Raw genomic sequence first — 17533 nt, 5'->3', positions numbered from 1 at the left:
CCGTCAGCCGGGTCCTAGAACGGTGCGCAGAGGCCCGCCTGGCTGGCGCAGGCGCGGAGGTTCGGGTCCCAGCTGGTGTTGGAGCTGGAGAAGTACACCTCCGGTACCCAGCCCCAATTGCCGTTGTCCGCCTCGGTGAAGGCCCAGGCGTCGTTGCAGTAGCTGCCGGAACAGAACGTGGAACTCAGGGTGTCCCCGCGGAACCAGTTGATGTTGGCGCTGCTGACGGTGCCCACGAGGGTGCTGGACCCGGGTGCCGAGCGCACGCCGATGCTGCCGCCCCACAGGCGGCAGTAGTTCACCTCGCCGGCGCCGTGGTGGGAACCGCCCGAGATGTAGGAGTAGGTGACGTTGCAGGCCGTGTCGTACTGCGCGCTGGAAGGCGCGGCGGAGGCCGGGGCGGCGGTGACGCCGAGGGCCGTGACGACGGCCGCCGCCATGACGGCGAACGTCGCGGCCAGCGATTTCGCGGTGTTTCTCACTGCTGTCTCCTCGTGGTCGTGGTCATGTTCGGTTCGGTGGCTGGTGGTGCGGGGTGACGTCTCAGCCGCGCAGGGCGAACGTTCCCGGGCCCTGCCCGAGCGCGAGATCGCGGCGTCCTATCCGGTCGGCGAGCCGCGCGAGGCGGTCGTCGGACGGCGGGACGTCGATCTGGAAGTGGGCTTCGTAGGGGGTGCTGAAGGTGCCGCCCCACCGCACGACGCCCGCGCAGTCGGCGACGATGTCGGCGATCGCGGCGCGTTGTGCGGGGAAGAGGGTGCCGGTCGCGCCCGGCGGATGGGCGCCCGGGCGGAGGGCGACGGCGGTGCCGGAGGCGTAGTTGGTCCGGAAACCGGTCAGGCCCCGCGGTGCCCGGAAGCCCTGGACGTCGTCCGGTTCGAGCGCCTCGACCTCGTAGTGGTAGCGGCTGATCACATGGACGAGCACGGCGGCGGCCGCGCCGAGCCGCAGTGCGACGGTGGCGCCGGTGCCCGGTACGGCTCTGGTCCATACGGCGCCCCCGATGTCGGCGCCCTTCTCCGTGGGCCAGCCGTTCGCGCTGGTGTCGCCCGTGCGCGGATCGACTCGGGAAGACGGGCCAACTGCGGGGCCGGGCGCGTCCGTTGCCGCCACGGCGGCGGTGGCGAGTCCGGGTACCGCCACGGCGGCGGCGAGTCCGGTGGCCGTGCGCAACAGCACGCGCCGGGTCGGGGCAGGGCTGGGTAGGGACATGGCGTGGCTCCGGGGAGAGAAGAAGGGGGGAAGTACGTGAGTGGGGGGCGCGGTCAGTCGCGCATGAGGCTGTTGTACTTCTCGAAGACGGCGTAGAGGCCGATCATCGCGGTTCCGTACTGCCGGGCCCCTTCGCCGGTCCCGTTGTAGCGGCCCATGATCCCTTGGCTGTCGGCGTCGCTGCTGGTGACCGAGGGACGCGCGACGCCGATGAGGCCCGCTCCCTGGACGAGGACGGCCGGAATGGTGCTGATGTTGTAGACGTCGTCGTCATGGAGGCTGTGCCACATGGTGCTGAGGTCGTCGGCGTTGTCGACGCTCATGATGCGGCCGGTGATGATGCCCGCGTCCACGCAGTAGTTGCGGGCGTCGATGCCGGTGTGCGCCCGGATCTGGCCGAGGCCGGTGCTGCTGTCGTCCACGAGGCCGGCCTCCACGGCGTCGTCCGCGACCTTGTCGGCGAGGTTGAGGGCCCTGAGCTCCCACAGCAGCGGGCACTGGATCAGCGCCTTGCGCATCCCGTACGTGCGGGACAGCGAGGTGATCAGCCAGTCCAGGTCCATCACCATCTGGAACGACTGGGTGGTGGTGCGGACGCTGTAGGCCCGGGAGCCCTCACCGCCCTGCTCGGGCACCCCCATGGAGTTGACGAAGTAGTTCTGCACGTCGGCGAGCAGTACGTCCCGGAAGAACGTGTCGAACCGGCCGTCCAGGTGACTGTCGTCGTTCTCCTCCAGGAAGCTGCTCTGCCCCTCGTCACGGCCCGACGCGATGTCGTTGTCGATGGAGATCGCGCCGGAGCCGCTGCCCGCGGAGATCGTGGCGATCTGGTCGAACGACCAGTCCGCGGGATGCGGGTAACCGAGGTTTCCCGAGAAGCCCGTCGACATGTCGGACAGGAAGCTGGCCGAGGTCAGCCCCTCCGCCCCGACCCTGCTGCACACGTTGCGCGGGGCGTAGATGCCGATGCGGTACTCGGGGCCGTACTCGTCGATGACGGCCTTGATGCCGCGGAAGTGCGGCAGGACGCTGTCGGTCACCTCGTAGTCGAGGGCGTCGAAGTCGACGGCGAAGTAGATGCGGGTGCCGGCCTTGAAGCCGTAGTGGCGGGCGCGCTCGATCGCGGCGTGGGCGTCGGCGATGCCCTGCGCACGACGGAAGTACGCCGCCTCTCCGCCGTAGGTCTGATAGATCGGGAAGACGTTGAGGCCGTGCGCGGCGATGACCGTCAACTCGCCCGGCTGGAGCTGCTTGTTGAGGGTGGAGCCCGGGACGTTGGAGAGGTAGCGGCCGACATACCGGTAGCCGGCCGAGTACAGGGCGGTGGCGCGGGCTGGGGTGAGTTCGGTGACGGTGTCGCAGGCGGTGCCGGCGCGGGTGTTGTCGCCCGTGGACACCAACAGGGAGGCCCAGGTGGGGAAGTCGCCCTGACCGTTCACGGTGAGCCGTACGAAACTCTGGAAGTCCCGCACCCTGGAGGCGAGTCCGGCGTCGAAGGTGGTGGTGAAGGAGCTTCCGGGCCGCCGGTTGAAGAGCATCGCCGCGCTGAACAGGGCGACCCAGGTGCCGGTGGAGCCCTGGGCCACGGTGTGGTCGCGCAGTCCCTGTTTCGTGGCGGGGCCGAGCGCACCCGTGGCGACGTCGTCGCTCATGCCGATCTCGTACTGGATGGCGTAGATCAGCGCCTTCTGCACGTCCCTGGAGAAGTTGCCGTCGCAGGGGATCACGAAGAAGTCCCGGCGGCCGACGTAACGGCTGTTGAGCCACTGCTCGACGGAGCGGATGGCGTCCGTGCCGCCCTCGACGAGCACGTACGCGTCCATCGTCAACAGGGCCTTGAAGACCTTGGGGGTCAGGCTGTCGCCCGGGTAGGCGGCGTCGACGCCCATGTTCCGCTTGAGGCTGGTGACGGACGCGGAGACGCGTTCCGTGTAGTCGCCGTTGATCTGGTCGCCGTCGTACCCCTTGCAGTACAGGCCGGACTGCACGATCCGGTAGATGTTGCCGTTGCGGGTGTTGCCGTCGATCACCGGGAAACGGGCCTGCAGAGCAGCCAGCGTGGCCGGTCCGAAACTGTCGGCCAGAGTGGTCATGCCCAACTCGTGCTGGAGCGCCCGGGTGAGCGCGAACATCACCGTCCAGCTGGTCCTGCCGTCGACCTCCACCTTCGGGATGCCGTCGACGTCATAGCTGTTGATGAATCTCTGAGCCTGTTCCACCATCGCGTCGGCCACGACCGGCTCGCCCCCTGCACCGTGCTCGGTCGGCTGACGGTGCACCGACAGACTTCGCGAAGGGCGGTGGCCTCGCAATGAATTCGAACACGCTCTAATACTCCAGTCGTACGTCTACGCCGGTCGCCCTGCGCGATCTGCTGCGCCGGCCTGCTTCGATGGGTCCGCAGAGGCGTCGGCCCGAGCTGAATCACGGGGTGGGTGGATGGATGAACGCACGGTCAAGCTCAACGAGTTGGCGCGGGGACTGCGTCCGCTCGTACAGGGGGTCGAGTGGTTCGAGGGCCTTGCCGCCGCCGAGCAGTTCGAGGTCCTGCGCGACCTCGGCGGGTTCTGCGTGCAGGCCCGCGCGACGCTGGAGGACGGCCCCGAGAGCGTGCGTCTGGCCGGCATCCGGCCGACGCACGGGCGCCGCCGGGAGCGGTTCTGTGCCGAGGGGTGCACCCATGCCTGGCATCAGCTGGTCCGGAAAGCGGGGCCGATGGATTCGGGCTGAACGGCGGGGTGTTGAGCCGTGGGGGTCGGTGGTGAGCGCCGATGACGCGTGGGTGCTGTGGGCGTTGTGGGTGATGCGGAGGGTGGCGCCGCAATGCCCCCAGGCTGTCGGCCGGTATGTCGCCGAGTGCGCCCCAGCCTTTAACCCTCAGCCGCCGTAAGGGTCATAGCTCTACGGCCGTGCGGACCAGCCCCGCGAGGGCGAGCGAGCGGCTGTGGGCGGGCCAGGCGATGTGGGTGACGACAGGAGGCGCGTCGGTCAGGGGGACCGCGGTGTGTCCGGCCCACAGCCAGGAGCGGGCGGATTCGGGGAAGACGGCCATGGTGCGTCCGAGGGCGATCAGTTGGGCCAGCTGCGTCTGGTCGTGGATCTCGGGGCCCGGGCCGGGTGGGTATGTGCCGTGGTTGGGCCAGCGGGCGGGCGGAAGGTCGGGGATGTCGTCGATGTCGGCCATGGTCAACGCCTTGCGCGCGGCGAGGGGGTGCCCGGCGGGCAGGACGGCGATCTGCCCCTCCGTCATCAGTGCCTCGCTGTCGAACCCGGCGAGGGAGTTGTACGGCGCGTGCATGAGGGCCACATCGGCGCGGCCGTCGCGCAGCATCTCCGGCTGCTCGCACATGCCGCACGGCAGCACCTCGATCTCGGCGGCGCCGGGCTCGGACAGGTAGGCGTCGAGGAGTTTCCGCAGCAGTTCGTGGGACGCGGCGGCCTTCACCGCCAGCACCAGACGGTCGCGGGGACCGTCCGGACGGTCGGCGCCGCCGGCGCGACGGGTGCGGCGAGCGGCGGCGGTGCTCGCGTCGAGGGCGGCGCGGCCCTCGTGCAGCAGCACCTCACCGGCACCGGTCAGGGCGACGCCACGCCGGTCGCGCTCCAACAGGCGGACGCCGAGGCGCCGTTCGAGCTGCTGGATCGCCCGGGACAGCGGCGGCTGGGCCATGCCGAGGCGCTCGGCGGCGCGGCCGAAGTGCAGTTCCTCGGCGACGGCCAGAAAGTACCTCAACTCGCGGGTCTCCAGGGCGTCCATGGCCCCAGCGTAACTTCCGGGTGATACCCACCGGGTATGACAGGGCACCGTATCGGTGTTGGCCGCACCGCTGGCCCGCGAGTGACCATCAACGGCATGAGCGAAACGAAGACTGCGAAGACCGCGCTGGTGACCGGCGCGAACAAGGGAATCGGGTACGAGATCGCGGCCGGGCTGGGTGCCCTCGGGTACCGGGTGGGCGTGGGAGCCCGCGACGAGGCCCGGCGCGAGAGTGCTGTGGAGAAGCTGCGCGCCGGCGGGGCCGACGCGTTCGGGGTGCCGCTGGACGTGACCGGCGACCGGAGCGTCACCGCTGCCGCGGAACTGATCGAACGACTCGCCGGGCGCCTGGACGTCCTGGTCAACAACGCCGGTATCTCAGGAGACATGGGGCCGGGATGGATCCAGGACCCGACCACGCTCGACCTCGACCTGGTCCGCACGGTCATGGAGACCAACGTCATCGGCATCATCCGGGTGACCAACGCGATGCTGCCGCTCCTGCGACGCTCGACCTCGCCCCGCATCGTCAACATCTCCAGCGCCGTCGCCTCCCTGACCCGCCAGGCGGACCCGGACATCGACATCGGCCCCGTCATGGCGGCCTACTCCCCGTCGAAGACGTTCCTCAACGCCGTCACCGTCCAGTACGCCCGCCAACTGGCCGACACGAACATCCTCATCAACGCCGCCTGCCCGGGCCTGGTCGCCACCGACTTCACCGGCTTCCACGGACCCCGCACCCCTGAGCAGGGCGCGGCCACAGCGATCCGGCTCGCCACGCTGCCCGACGGAGGCCCGACCGGGTCGTTCTTGGAGGACGACGGGGTGATTCCCTGGTAGCCCGCCACCTGTCGGCGAGATCACCCGTCCGGCCCCGCCCTGCTGCGAGCGACCACCCCGCACCCGACCCTGGAAAAGCCGATCGCGCGCCGGTGAAGTGCCCGTGCCTCCGCCCGGGCCGCTCGTGGTCGCGGCGTCAAGGCATCAAGGCGACTTGCGTCTCGCCGACGGGGACGCGCTCACCGTCGAGGCCCTTGCCTGGACGCGGGAGGGCCGTAGTGAGGAGACGGAACTCGGCCCGGGTGACCTGGTGTTGGTCACCAACGGCTCGATGACCGCCGGCTCCGCGCTCGGTTCCAGCGACACCGCGCCCGTGCTGGACACCTCCGGTGACGCGGGATCCTGGCGGCTGTGGGAGACGCTCGCGGCGAAGCGGCCGGGCCGAGTAGGGGCCCCGTCGGTCTTCAACTCCTCCATCCCGGACTCGACTTGGGCGTCTTTCACGGTCACGACGAAGGATCCGGCGTTCTTCGAGCTGATGGAGAAGTTCAGCGGCAGTGAGGCCGGCAGGGGCGGGTTGATCACGTTCAAGGATTCCAACTGGCTGCTGACCATCGTCCTCAACCACCAGCCGCACTTCCGCGGGCAGCCCGAGGACACCTTCGTGTGGTGGGGTTATGGCCTCTTCCCGGACAGGGAGGGCGACTTCGTGCGCAAGCCGATGCGTGCGTGTACGGGCCGGGAGGTCCTGGACGAGGTTCTGCGGCATCTGCGTTTCGAGGAGGGTCCGCGGATCCTCGACCGCTCGATCGTCATCCCGGTGCTGATGCCGTACATCACCAGCCAGTTCCTGGTGCGCAGTTCGGGAGACCGGCCGCAGGTCGTCCCGGAGGGTTCCACCAACCTGGCCTTCATCGGCCAGTACGCCGAGGTCCCCGACGATGTCGTCTTTACCGTGGAGTACTCGGTACGCACCGCCTGGACCGCCGTAGCCCAACTCCTGCACCTGGACCGGCAACCACCGCCGGTCTACAAGGGCGGGCACGACCCGAAGGTCCTGGTCGAGGCCCTGCAGACGATGCACCGCCACTGACCAGCCGAACGAGCGGAGGAGCACGCCTCGTTCGACGACTACTCGGTCGACACGATCGAGAACGTCTCCGGGGGCGGGACCGCCTACTGGAACATCTCCGTCAACGGCACCCCGACGCCGGTCGGCGGCTGCCAGTTCAAGCTGAACCCTGGGCGACAAGGTGGCCTTCACCTGGACCGTGTTCTGAGCGGAGGGGCTCACAGCTGTGCGTCGTCCTCTCCGAGATCGCCGAGGGGGCATCGACTCCAAGGCCCTCGCCATGCTCGGCGTCCTGTCCGCCGTCAACGCGGCGCTGCGCCCGCTGGGCGCCGGCACCGAGGGCATCGAGACCGTCTTCTTCGTCCTCGTCCTCGCCGGCCGCGTCTACGGCCCTGGCTTCGGCTTCGTCCTCGGCTGCACCTCGCTGTTCGCCTCGGCGCTCATCACGGGCGGGGTCGGACCCTGGATGCCGTACCAGATGTACGGCTGCGCCTTCGTCGGCATGCTCGCCGGGTTCCTGCCCCGAGCGCGGGGCCGGTACGAGGTGCTGATGCTGGCCGTCTACGGGTCGCTCTCCGGCTACCTGTTCGGCTTCCTGCTCAACCTCTCCTTCTGGCCGTTCTCCCTCAACCCGAACAGCTCCATCGCCTATCTGTCCGGCCTGCCCTTCACCGAGCAGTGGCACCGCTACCTCGCCTTCGACCTCGCCACATCCCTCGGCTGGGACACCGGCCGCGCGGTCACCAACTTCGTCTGCGTCCTGCTGGCCGGGCCCGCGGTCCTGACCGCCTTCCGCCGGGCCGCCCGCAAGGCCCGTTTCCAGGCGCCTGTGCGCTTCGCGGCGCCCGCACCGGTTGCTGATCCGGACGGTTTCCGAGCGCCCGGCCGACCCGCCAAGTCGCCTTGGACCGCGTCCGGTTGACGGCCGACCGCCGACCGCCGACCGGTTCCGAGGGCGAGGGGTTCTGCATCGCTTTGAACGCGCTCAACGGCGGCCGTCTCGGCATCGCCGCCCGCGTCCTCCGGTTCCACGGCGGCTACGGCCACCTGAGCGCATACGGTAGCGAGAAGATCGTCCGCGACCAGCGGGTCCACCAGATCCTGGAAGGAACCAACGAGATCATGCGCGTAACCATGGCCCGCGGTCTGGCAGAGGTGTTCGGATGAACGGCACCGAGGACTCCGTACTCGTACGTGTCGAAGGGCGCGCCGCGTACCTCACCCTCAACCGGCCCAAGGCCCTCAACGCCCTGACCCACACCATGGTCCGCCGCATCGACGAGGCGCTGACGGCCTGGGAACACGACCCGGCCGTAGAGACCGTTGTCCTGACAGGCGCGGGGGAGCGGGGACTGTGCGCGGGCGGCGACATCCGCGCCATCCACAACGACGCGCGGGACGGGGACGGTTCGGCGTCCGCCGCGTTCTGGCGCGACGAGTACCGGCTCAACGCCCGTATCGCCCGTTACCCGAAGCCGTACGTCGCCGTCATGGACGGCATCGTCATGGGCGGCGGCGTGGGCGTCTCCGCGCACGGCGGCTTCCGGATCGTCACCGAGCGGTCGCGGGTCGCCATGCCGGAGACGGGTATCGGCTTCGTACCGGACGTCGGCGGCACGTATCTCCTCGCCCGCGTGCCCGGCGAACTCGGCACCCATCTGGCACTGACCGGAGTCGCGGTGGGCGCGTCCGACTCCCTGCACTGCGACCTCGCCGACCACTTCATCCCCTCCGAGTCCCTGCCCCAGCTTCTCGACGACCTCGCCGACGCGCCGGTACGGGAGGCCTTGGGCCGGTACACGCGCGAGGCGCCACTCGGCGAACTGGCGGAGGCACGGGCCTGGATCGACGCCTGCTACGCGGCAGACACCGTCGAGGAGGTCATCGAGCGCCTGCTCGACCACGGCGACAGCGCGGCGAAGCAGGCCGCCGAAACCCTGCTCACCAAGTCGCCCACCGCACTGAAGGTCACCCTCGTCGCAATGCGTCGGGCCCGCCAACTCGGCGCGCTGGAGAACGTGTTGAACCAGGAGTACCGAGTCTCCTGCGCTGCACTGGCCGCCCCCGACCTCGTCGAGGGCATCCGTGCCCAGGTCATCGACAAGGACCGCACCCCGCACTGGTCACCGCCGACACTCGCCGAGGTCGGCGACGCGGACGTCGAGCGCTTCTTCGCACCCCTCGGCGAGCGCGAACTCGGCCTCGCCGTACCGGACATCACTCAATAGTTGTCGGGCGCGCAGGTGGTGCCGTCACGTGGGGCGAAGTAGTTGCCGGTGCCGATGACCGTCTTGCCGACGAGCGGCTCCCGGGGAACCGCCCCCACTGCGCCGACCGGGATCGTCACGACGACCCAGTCCCCATCTGCCGCCGCCTGCGCGGGAGTTGCCGCTCGGGCCCGTGCCCCCAGCTCGTCCACGAGGCCGGACAGCGTCTGCGGCCCGCGCGAGTTGCTGAGCGCGACGTCCAGTCCGGCGTCGACCGCCAGCCGGGCGAGCGTGCCCCCGAGGTTTCCACTGCCGATGAGTCCAAGGCCGCCGGGTGATCTGACGACGTATCAGAAGACGTACGGGATGTCGTGGATGACGTCCTGGTGCCGGATGCGCCACGCGCCGTCGGCCCGGTGGAAGGTGAAGCGGTAGTACCCGGACTCGATCGGCTTGATGGTGCCCTGGGCGCCGAAGGTGCCCTCGGGCCAGCCGCCCGCGGGCTTCTTGGCTCCGGCGACGTCGAAGGTGATGAACTGGGTTTCGATGCTTGCCTCGTCGCCGTCGACGGAGACCAGGTGGTCGTACGTGGTGTGGTGGCTCCAGCCCAGCGGCGGGTGCGGTGCCATGGCCGTGGACATGGCCGCCGCGATCTGTGCCCCTCCGGAGAGCTTGCCCAGCAGCTCAGTCCCGTCGGGCCCGCGGTGGTAGTGGACCTCGACGACCGCGTCGGCCTCGTAGAGCTGGGCCAGCGCCTCGCCGTCGCGCTGGTCCGCGGCCCGGGTGTAGCGGGAGACGATCTGCCTGATCTCGGTCTCGGTGCTCATGACGTTCTCCAGTTCTCTTGCTCTTGGACGGGCGCCTTGGGCGGCCGCAATCTGCATGTGTGAAAAGTACATATCCTTGGGCGGAAGTGCAACAGTAGGAGTTGCTAATATGGGGGCGTCGGGGCTCACCCGGACCGAGCGGCGGAAGAAGCGGAAGAAAAGGGGTGCGACCATGCTGGACGTGCGGTTCTCCAGCGCGCTGAAGGCCATGCTCCTGCTGGGGCATGCCGAGGAGTCGGGCAGTCCCGTCCTCAGCTCGACCCAGCTCGCCAGGAGTCTGGATACGAACCCGAGCCTGGTGCGGAAGCTGATGGTGCCGTTGGTGCAGGACGGTCTCGTCGCGTCCATCAAGGGCCGCAGCGGAGGTGTCCGCCTGGGCCGGCCCGCGGACCGGATCACGCTGGAGGAGATCTACCGCTCGTCCATCGGCGACAAGCCGCTGTGGGCCCCCCGGCCGGAGGGACCCCGCGAGTGCCTGGTCACCAACCACTCCGCCGAGTACTTCCTCAGGCTCACCGACGAGACCGAGACGGCCGTGCTCCACACATTGGCGGGCCGCACCCTCGCCGACAGCCTCGACGAGCTACGCGCCATCGACCGGGCCGCCCCCACTCCCGCTCCGGAACCGCCGCTCCTCGCGCGCAGCCACTAGCCGCTCACCGAGTGCCGAACAAGTTTGCTTTAACAAGAGGGATCCGGAGGGAGTCGGCGGCCTAGTCTCTGAGGCGGATGATCAACCCCCCTCACCCGCTAGGAGCGCATGTGACGCAACTCCGGCAGCAGTCCACAAGACGCACCGCCGTCCTCCGCCGCAGCGCAGTCGTGGCCACCGTCCCCGTCGCCCTCACCGCTCTGCTCGCGGCCGCCGCACCCGCGGGCGCCACGACGATCGGTTCGGCCGGCGCGGGCGACCCGTACTTCCCGCTCTCCGGCAACGGCGGCTACCACGTCGCCCACTACGGCCTGACGCTCCGCTACGACCCGACGAGTCGCCACTTGGAGGGCAGGGCGGTGCTCACCGCCCGCGCCACCGAGAAGCTCACCCGCTTCGACCTCGACTTCAAGGGCCTCAAGGTCACCGGTCTCACCGTCGACCGTGCCAAGGCGGACTTCCGCCGCGACGGACAGGAACTCGTCGTCACCCCGCGCCGGGCCGTGCGCAAGGGGCAGCGGTTCCAGGTCACCGTCACCTACAACGGCGTCCCGAAGCAGGTCACGGACCCGGACGGCTCGGCCGACGGCTGGATCGCCACCGACGACGGCGCCTTCGTGGCCGGTGAGCCGCAGGGCGCGATGACGTGGTTCCCGGCGAACAGCCACCCCAAGGACAAGTCGTCGTACGACTTCACGATCACGGTCCCGCAGGGGCGCACCGCGGTCGCCAACGGCGTGCTCCTCGGGCAGAAGACCGCCCACGGGAAGACCACGTTCCGCTGGCACGCGCCGGAGCCGATGGCCGCCTACCTCGCCACCGCGACGGTCGGGAAGTTCAAGGTCGAGCAGTACACCACCCGCGACGGCGTCAAGGTGTACAACGCCGTCGACCCGCGTGAAGTCGCCGCCGCGACACCCGTGTTGAAGAAACTGCCCTCCGTCCTGGAGTGGGAGAGCAAGCTGTTCGGGCCGTACCCGTTCCGCTCGGCCGGGTCGATCGTCGACCACGCCCCGGACGTCGGATACGCGCTGGAGACGCAGGGGCGGCCGATCTACGACTCGGCGCCGGACCTCAGCACCCTCGTGCACGAGAACGCCCACCAGTGGTTCGGCGACTCCGTGTCGCTGACCTCTTGGAAGGACATCTGGCTCAACGAGGGCTTCGCGACCTACGCGGAGTGGCTCTACAGCGAGCAGCACGGCGGCAAGACCGCCCAGCAGACCTTCGACGCGCTGTACGCCCGCAAGGCGACCGACGACCTGTGGTCGTTCCCGCCCGGCGACCCGGGCAGCGGCGCGAACATCTTCGGCACGCCGGTCTACGACCGCGGCGCCATGGCCCTGCACCAACTGCGCCTGGCCGTCGGCGACAAGACCTTCTTCACGATCCTGCGGGCCTGGGCGAGCGCACACCGCCACGGGCACGGAACAACAGCACAGTTCATCAGCCTTGCGGAGCGGAAGGCGGGGCAGGAGTCGGTGAAGACGGTGGACGTCCTGTTCCACGTCTGGCTCTACACGAAAGGAAAGCCGACCCTGCCGTAGGAACTGACGAGTTCCTCACATGTGTCGGTCATCGTCGACTCATGATCACTCGTATTCCCTCGGTCGCACTGGTCGCCGCATCCGTTCTCCTCACGGGATGCGGCGGCGGTGCGCTGGCGGCGACGGACCACACGTCCGCCCCCACACCCGCCTCCTCGTCCGCGCCGTCGCCCTCGTCGGAGATATCCGCCGAGGCGGCACCCCGCCAACTCCCGGGCGTGGGGCCGAAGATGCTGGCGCGCATACCGGCGGCCACCGAACAGGTCGTCCTGGTGACGGGCCGGGGCGAGGACTCGCCCCTCTCCACCCTCGCCCTGTACGAGCGCACCGACGACGGCTGGCAGCAGACCGCGAGCTGGGCCGCGCACAACGCGCTCAAGGGCTGGTCCGACCACCACATGGCCGGTGACCTGCGCTCGCCGATCGGTGTCTACGCGCTCACCGACGCGGGCGGACTGCTCAAGGACCCCGGCACCAAGCTGTCGTACGACCACGGGAGGGGCTTCGTCTCGCCCGGCACCGGCTTCGAGGGCGAACCCCTCGCAGGGTCCTTCGACTACGTGATCGCCATCAACTACAACCGCCAGCCCGGCACTTCGCCCCTCGACTGGACCCGCCCCCTCGGCGCCTCGCGCGGCGGCGGCATCTGGATCCACGTCGACCACGGCGGCCCCACCCACGGCTGCGTCAGCATCGCCGAGGACCACATGAAGGAACTCCTGCGCACCCTGGACCCGGCCCGGCACCCCGTCGTCGTCATGGGCGCCGCCGCCGCCCTCGACCACTGACCGCTTAGGATCCGCCACGTGTGCGCACATGTGCTGGTCGCCGAGGACGACGAGATGCAGGCCGAGCTGATACGACGCTCCCTGCTGACGGAAGGGCACACCGCGACCGTGGTCCACGACGGGGCCGCCGCCATCGCGGCCGCCCGGGAGCTGAGACCCGACCTCGTGGTGCTCGACCTCATGCTGCCGGTGATCGACGGCTTCGGGGTGTGCCGGGTGCTGCGCGGCGAGGACGACATCCCCGTGCTGATGCTCACCGCCCGCTCCACCGAGGACGACGTCCTGCTCGGCCTGGAACTCGGCGCCGACGACTACATGACCAAGCCGTACAGCCCGCGCGAGCTGATGGCCCGCATCCGCACAGTTCTGCGACGCAGCGGCCGGGCCACCGAGGATCGGCAGGAGGACACCGTCGTGCGGGCGGCGGGGCTGTCGGTCGACGCGGTGCGGCACGAGGTGCGCTGCGACGGGGTGCCCGTCGACTGCACTCCGGCCGAGTTCGAGATCCTCCTCGCCATGACCGCCGAACCCGAACGGGTCTTCTCCCGGCGGCAGTTGCTCCAGTACACCCGGGGTCTCGACCGGGCGTCCACGGAACGGGCCGTCGACGTCCACATCATGAACCTGCGCAAGAAGATCGAGGCCGATCCGCGACGGCCGGTCCGGCTGCTGACCGTGTTCGGCGTCGGCTACAAGCTCCGCGGTGGTCACGCGTGAGGCCCCGGATACCGCTGCGCAAGCGGTTGTTGGTCCGGCTGCTCGTCGCCACCGTGCTCATCGCCCTCTGCTCGGTCGGGGCGACGGCCTGGCTCGCGGTGGAGACCACCACCCGGGCCATCCGGGAGGAACAGGGCCAGGACCTCGCGGACGACATGCGCATCCTCGCGCAGCTCAGCGGATACGCCGCGACCCACCCCGAGTGGAAGGGCGTCGAACCCTCCCTCCGCGCACTGTCGAAGAAGATGGGCCGCCGCATCGCCCTCACGACCACCGACCGCGTCCTCATCGCGGACTCCGCACCGCACGGCACCTCCCTGCCGCCCCGCGCCGCCGCGAGCGTCGACCCGCTGCACACCGACACCTACACGGAACCCGGCGCACAGCTCAGCGGTCTCGACCCCCGGGTCGTCGGGCCGTACCGGCTGACCGCGAAGGAACGGGCCCGGCTGGCGAAGCTGGCCAAGGACCGGCAGGCGTGCTTCAAGCAGAACGGAATCGACACGACCATCACGATGACGCCGAGCGGCCGTCCCGTCCTCACCGACGCGGACGGCAACGACGCCAATGATTCCGTGCCGGAGCCGTGCGCCGACGGGAAGCTCAACACCCCGACCGCCACCGAGGGCAAGGCGTTGAAGAGCATGATCGTGAGCGCCCAGCCCTGCCTGGTGCGCGGGGGCCTGAGCCTCACGGTCCCGTACTTCGGTGTCGACGTCTTCGACAAGAGCCTCGGCTCCCGGTACACCACGGGCGCGTACAAGAAGCTGGGCGACGCGGCCGACACACGCAAGGCTCAGGCCTGCACCGACAGCGCGCGCCGCGCCCAACTCGACCCCTACGTGGCGCCGGTGGCCGAACTCTTCCTGGGCGGCGGGGACACCACCGCCCCTCGCTTCGCCGTCTCCCCGGCGAACAAGGCCAAGGTCGTCGGCGCGGCGGCGGCCGTCCTGGCGCTCACGGTCCTGGTGACGGCTGTCGTCGCCACGCGACTCGTACGACCCCTGCGCGCGCTGACCGAAGCGGCCCAGCAGCCACCGGAGTTGCACGTCCGGGTGCCGGTGCGGACGAGGGACGAGACCGGCATCCTGGCCGAGGCGTTCAACGACCTCACCGAACGCCGGGAACGCATGGAGGCCCAGCGCAAGGCCATGGTCAGCGACATCGCCCATGAACTGCGCAGCCCCCTCACCAACATCCGCGGCTGGCTGGAGGTCACCCGCGACGGCTTCGTCGAACCCGACCCGGCCCTGCTCGGCTCCCTGCACGAGGAGGCGATGGTCCTCCAGCGGGTCATCGACGACCTCCAGGACCTCGCCGCCGCCGACGCCGGCACCCTGCGCCTGCACCGCGAACCCGTGCGCGTCGAGGACCTCGTCGACCAGGTCGTCGCCGCCTACCGCGTCACCGCCGACACGGCCGGGGTCACCCTCACCGGCAAGTCGGACAGCTCCCTCTGGCTGGAGGCGGATCCGGTCCGCATGCGCCAGGCCCTCGGCAACCTCGTGTCCAACGCGCTGCGCCACACCCCGGTCGACGGCACCGTCACCGTGACCGCGTGGCGCGACGGCGACGACATCGTCCTGACGGTCACCGACACCGGCATCGGCATCGCGCCCGAGAACATCCCGCACGTCTTCGAACGCTTCTGGCGCGCCGACCAGTCCCGCAGCCGCCGCACCGGAGGCAGCGGCCTGGGCCTGTCCATCGTCCGCGACCTGGTAGCCGCCCACGACGGCACGGTCGAGGCGACGAGCGAACCCGGCGCGGGATCCGTGTTCACCCTGCGCCTGCCCAACTCCACCGCGCCAGAGGGGGATTGACGCCAGATCAACTCACTTTCATCGGCCGTGAGTTGACGTCCGTCACTGCTCCCGCAGCCCCCACGGCGACCCGTACGCCGTCAGCAGCTCCAGGAACGGACCGGCCGGAAACGCCTCCGGACCCAGCACACCCGAGCCGCTCCACGCCCCCGTGGCCAGCAACTCCAGTGCGATCACCGGGTTGATCGCCGTCTGCCAGACCACCGCCTGGGAGCCGTACTCCGCCATCGACCACTGGTTGTCGACCACGTGGTAGAGGTACACCTCGCGCGGCGCCCCGTCCTTCGTGCCGCGCACCCAGGTACCCGCACATGTCTTGCCGTGCATACGGTCGCCAAGCGTCGCCGGGTCGGGCAGGCAGGCGGCGACAACATCCCTCGGCGATACGGTAGTTGGGCCCGACGCGCTCGGTACGGTGACTGGTTCGGTGCGGTCCAGGCCGAGCAGGTGCAGGGTCTTCAGGGTCTCGATGAACTCATTGCCGAGCCCGTACTTGAAGGTGACCCGCTTCGCATCGACCCAGCGCGGGACCAGCAACACCTCCTCGTGCTCCACGTTCACGCACTCCACCGGCCCGATGCCCTCAGGGAAGTCGAACACCTCGGGCTCGCTGAACGGTTCGGTGGTGAACCAGCCCCGGTCGGCCTCGTAGACCACCGGCGGGTTCAGACACTCCTCGATCGTCGTCCAGATACTGAAGGAGGGCGCGAAGTCGTAGCCGTCGACGGTGAGGTTCGCCCCGTCGCGGATGCCGATCTCCTCGATCTCGTCGAAGAGTTCATCGGCCGCGTACCGCGCGAACACGTCGGAGAGCCCCGGCTCCACACCCATCCCGACGAGCGCCAGCGCACCCGCCTTCTCCCAGTCGCCCGCGTCGGCGAACTGCGCGTCCCCGAGCTTGACCCCGCACTCCTCGTACGGTCGCTCCGGGTGCGGCCGGGACAACGACATGGCCATATCAAGGTAGTTGGCCCCGGCGGCACGCGCCGCACGGAACAGGGGCAGGACGAAGCGCGGGTCGGTCGCGTTCAGCAGCACGTCGCACTCGTGCGCACGCAGCGCCGCCACGACGGCCTCAACGTCGCTCGCGTCCAGCCGCTCGGCGCGGAACCGGGCGCCGTCCGCCCCCAGCGCCGCGACCGCCGCCTCCGCCCGGGACAGGTCGTAGTCGGCGACCACCATCGCGTCGAAGAACGGACGCCGGGCCGCGATCCGGGTGACCGCGGTCCCCACACCACCGGCTCCCACGAGCAGTACACGCATGACAAGAACTCCCTCACTGCCGATGTCCCAGCCGAATCACGAAAGTCAGCGGGCCCCTGCCGGAGATACAACGCCGGGGGTGCGGATAAGGTCAATGGCGTTGGCATAAGGAGCACAAGGGAGCACAGGGAGGCCGCGATGCCGAAACCGGTGGTGTCGGAGGAGAAGCGGCGACGGCGCCGGCCCACCAAGAGCGGCACCGTCCTCTCCGAGCGGCTGATCGTCGACACGGCCCTGCGCATGCTGCGCGAACACGGCAGCGCGGGCCTGACCGCCCGCCGCCTGGGCCTCGCCCTGGACGCCGACCCGAGCACGCTCTACCGGTACTTCCGCGGCATGGACGAACTGACCCTGGCCATCGGCGACGCCCTCGTCGGGCAGGCGCTGCGCGGCTGGGAGCCGACGGGGGAGTGGCGGGCCGACCTGCGCGCGATCGGCCTGCGCATCCACGCCGCGTACGTCGCCCACCCACAGGCCGCCCAACTGACGGCGAGCCGTGTCACCGGCCGCCCCAACGAACTGGCCGCCGACGAGGCCGTGTTGGACGTCCTGCGCACGGCCGGCTTCCCCCTGCCGGACACCGTACGGATCTACCACGCGTTCATCGACCAGACCCTGGCCTTCGCCGCGCTGGACGCCGCGTCCCTGGCCCTCCCGAGCGCGGCACTCCGCGCCGACGAGGCCATATGGCGCTCGACCTACGCCCGCCTGCCCCGCACCACCCACCCCCGCATCGCCGAGGCGGCCCCACTCCTGGCAGCCCGCATGGTCGACAGCGCGTATCCGACGGCCTTGGAGATGCTGCTGGACAGCGCAGCCGCCCAGCTGAAGTCCGCGCGTCCCTGAGCAGCCCGCGTGAGGTCCACCGCGATGCGACAGCGCCCT

At 70.0% G+C, this 17533-nt stretch carries 16 protein-coding genes and 4 pseudogenes; 13 read left to right on the top strand and 7 right to left on the bottom strand.

Annotated elements, in window-relative coordinates:
* Window positions 1–14: 14 nt before the first annotated feature.
* From OG407_RS04335 to OG407_RS04325, 3 genes are all read right to left on the bottom strand, one after another.
* Window positions 15–482: a hypothetical protein gene (locus OG407_RS04335; RefSeq protein WP_405855150.1), complete on the bottom strand. Its 468-nt coding sequence runs from the start codon at window positions 480–482 to the stop codon at window positions 15–17.
* Window positions 483–543: 61 nt separating this feature from the next.
* Window positions 544–1212, bottom strand: coding sequence for a hypothetical protein (locus tag OG407_RS04330; protein ID WP_405855148.1), 669 nt, complete (start codon window positions 1210–1212; stop codon window positions 544–546).
* Window positions 1213–1265: 53 nt separating this feature from the next.
* Entirely contained in the window at window positions 1266–3491 is a 2226-nt protein-coding gene (locus OG407_RS04325; RefSeq protein WP_405855146.1) for a glycoside hydrolase domain-containing protein, read from the bottom strand.
* A 160-nt stretch (window positions 3492–3651) separates the two neighbouring features.
* Between OG407_RS04325 and OG407_RS04320 the strand changes: the two genes are divergently transcribed.
* On the top strand, window positions 3652–3942 hold the full coding sequence (locus tag OG407_RS04320; RefSeq protein ID WP_405855144.1) for a DUF5958 family protein: 291 nt from the start codon (window positions 3652–3654) through the stop codon (window positions 3940–3942).
* Between the two features lie 163 nt (window positions 3943–4105).
* On the opposite strand, the gene OG407_RS04315 is transcribed toward OG407_RS04320, so the two are convergent.
* Complete coding sequence (locus OG407_RS04315; RefSeq protein ID WP_405855142.1) at window positions 4106–4969, bottom strand: LysR family transcriptional regulator; 864 nt, start codon at window positions 4967–4969, stop codon at window positions 4106–4108.
* Between the two features lie 96 nt (window positions 4970–5065).
* On the opposite strand from OG407_RS04315, the gene OG407_RS04310 reads away from it, so the two are divergent.
* The 6 genes and pseudogenes from OG407_RS04310 to OG407_RS04285 all read left to right on the top strand — a co-directional run bounded on the left by OG407_RS04310 (window position 5066) and on the right by OG407_RS04285 (window position 9052).
* Window positions 5066–5812, top strand: a complete 747-nt coding sequence (locus tag OG407_RS04310) for an SDR family oxidoreductase (protein WP_405855140.1) — start codon at window positions 5066–5068, stop codon at window positions 5810–5812.
* Between the two features lie 151 nt (window positions 5813–5963).
* Window positions 5964–6845, top strand: a pseudogene (locus tag OG407_RS04305) (oleate hydratase); the annotation flags it as partial.
* A 21-nt stretch (window positions 6846–6866) separates the two neighbouring features.
* Window positions 6867–7032: pseudogene (locus OG407_RS04300) on the top strand (DUF4430 domain-containing protein); the annotation flags it as partial.
* Between the two features lie 16 nt (window positions 7033–7048).
* Window positions 7049–7746: pseudogene (locus OG407_RS04295) on the top strand (ECF transporter S component); the annotation flags it as partial.
* Window positions 7701–7991: pseudogene (locus OG407_RS04290) on the top strand (acyl-CoA dehydrogenase family protein); the annotation flags it as partial. The pseudogenes OG407_RS04295 and OG407_RS04290, both read left to right, overlap by 46 nt.
* Window positions 7988–9052, top strand: coding sequence for an enoyl-CoA hydratase/isomerase family protein (locus OG407_RS04285; protein ID WP_405855138.1), 1065 nt, complete (start codon window positions 7988–7990; stop codon window positions 9050–9052). The pseudogene OG407_RS04290 and the gene OG407_RS04285, both read left to right, overlap by 4 nt.
* On the opposite strand, the gene OG407_RS04280 is transcribed toward OG407_RS04285, so the two are convergent.
* Window positions 9046–9348, bottom strand: coding sequence for an NAD(P)-binding domain-containing protein (locus tag OG407_RS04280; RefSeq protein WP_405868273.1), 303 nt, complete (start codon window positions 9346–9348; stop codon window positions 9046–9048). The two genes, OG407_RS04285 and OG407_RS04280, sit on opposite strands and share 7 nt — an antisense overlap.
* Before the next feature lie 33 nt (window positions 9349–9381).
* Window positions 9382–9858, bottom strand: coding sequence for a nuclear transport factor 2 family protein (locus tag OG407_RS04275; protein ID WP_405855136.1), 477 nt, complete (start codon window positions 9856–9858; stop codon window positions 9382–9384).
* Window positions 9859–10030: 172 nt separating this feature from the next.
* Here OG407_RS04275 and OG407_RS04270 point away from each other — a divergent pair, with 172 nt between their 5' ends.
* The 5 genes from OG407_RS04270 to OG407_RS04250 all read left to right on the top strand — a co-directional run bounded on the left by OG407_RS04270 (window position 10031) and on the right by OG407_RS04250 (window position 15385).
* Window positions 10031–10510, top strand: a complete 480-nt coding sequence (locus tag OG407_RS04270) for an RrF2 family transcriptional regulator (RefSeq protein ID WP_405855134.1) — start codon at window positions 10031–10033, stop codon at window positions 10508–10510.
* 110 nt (window positions 10511–10620) lie between these two features.
* Window positions 10621–12057, top strand: a complete 1437-nt coding sequence (locus tag OG407_RS04265; protein ID WP_405855132.1) for a M1 family metallopeptidase — start codon at window positions 10621–10623, stop codon at window positions 12055–12057.
* A 41-nt stretch (window positions 12058–12098) separates the two neighbouring features.
* Entirely contained in the window at window positions 12099–12845 is a 747-nt protein-coding gene (locus tag OG407_RS04260) for a L,D-transpeptidase family protein (RefSeq protein ID WP_405855130.1), read from the top strand.
* Window positions 12846–12863: 18 nt separating this feature from the next.
* Window positions 12864–13562, top strand: coding sequence for a response regulator (locus OG407_RS04255; RefSeq protein ID WP_405855128.1), 699 nt, complete (start codon window positions 12864–12866; stop codon window positions 13560–13562).
* Window positions 13559–15385, top strand: coding sequence for a sensor histidine kinase (locus tag OG407_RS04250; RefSeq protein ID WP_405855126.1), 1827 nt, complete (start codon window positions 13559–13561; stop codon window positions 15383–15385). The genes OG407_RS04255 and OG407_RS04250 overlap by 4 nt, the downstream gene beginning before the upstream one ends.
* Before the next feature lie 42 nt (window positions 15386–15427).
* Here the strand turns inward: OG407_RS04250 and OG407_RS04245 are convergent, their stop codons facing one another.
* Window positions 15428–16648, bottom strand: a complete 1221-nt coding sequence (locus OG407_RS04245) for a saccharopine dehydrogenase family protein (protein ID WP_405855124.1) — start codon at window positions 16646–16648, stop codon at window positions 15428–15430.
* A 138-nt stretch (window positions 16649–16786) separates the two neighbouring features.
* On the opposite strand from OG407_RS04245, the gene OG407_RS04240 reads away from it, so the two are divergent.
* Complete coding sequence (locus tag OG407_RS04240) at window positions 16787–17494, top strand: TetR/AcrR family transcriptional regulator (protein WP_405855122.1); 708 nt, start codon at window positions 16787–16789, stop codon at window positions 17492–17494.
* Window positions 17495–17533 lie beyond the last annotated feature (39 nt).

Origin of the sequence: Streptomyces sp. NBC_01515, assembly GCF_045040345.1 — a bacterium.
Classification (GTDB): domain Bacteria; phylum Actinomycetota; class Actinomycetes; order Streptomycetales; family Streptomycetaceae; genus Streptomyces.
The sequence above is the reverse complement of the archived record's forward strand: the minus strand, read 5'-3'. Positions and strand labels throughout refer to the sequence as shown.

What these genes read in the sequence shown, in the direction of transcription:
- OG407_RS04330 (WP_405855148.1), bottom strand. Translation starts at nt 1,212, where the DNA reads ATGTCCCTACCCAGCCCTGCCCCGACCCGGCGCGTGCTGTTGCGCACG.
- OG407_RS04320 (WP_405855144.1), top strand. Translation starts at nt 3,652, where the DNA reads ATGGATGAACGCACGGTCAAGCTCAACGAGTTGGCGCGGGGACTGCGT.
- OG407_RS04315 (WP_405855142.1), bottom strand. Translation starts at nt 4,969, where the DNA reads ATGGACGCCCTGGAGACCCGCGAGTTGAGGTACTTTCTGGCCGTCGCC.
- OG407_RS04310 (WP_405855140.1), top strand. Translation starts at nt 5,066, where the DNA reads ATGAGCGAAACGAAGACTGCGAAGACCGCGCTGGTGACCGGCGCGAAC.
- OG407_RS04285 (WP_405855138.1), top strand. Translation starts at nt 7,988, where the DNA reads ATGAACGGCACCGAGGACTCCGTACTCGTACGTGTCGAAGGGCGCGCC.
- OG407_RS04275 (WP_405855136.1), bottom strand. Translation starts at nt 9,858, where the DNA reads ATGAGCACCGAGACCGAGATCAGGCAGATCGTCTCCCGCTACACCCGG.
- OG407_RS04270 (WP_405855134.1), top strand. Translation starts at nt 10,031, where the DNA reads ATGCTGGACGTGCGGTTCTCCAGCGCGCTGAAGGCCATGCTCCTGCTG.
- OG407_RS04260 (WP_405855130.1), top strand. Translation starts at nt 12,099, where the DNA reads ATGATCACTCGTATTCCCTCGGTCGCACTGGTCGCCGCATCCGTTCTC.
- OG407_RS04245 (WP_405855124.1), bottom strand. Translation starts at nt 16,648, where the DNA reads ATGCGTGTACTGCTCGTGGGAGCCGGTGGTGTGGGGACCGCGGTCACC.
- OG407_RS04240 (WP_405855122.1), top strand. Translation starts at nt 16,787, where the DNA reads ATGCCGAAACCGGTGGTGTCGGAGGAGAAGCGGCGACGGCGCCGGCCC.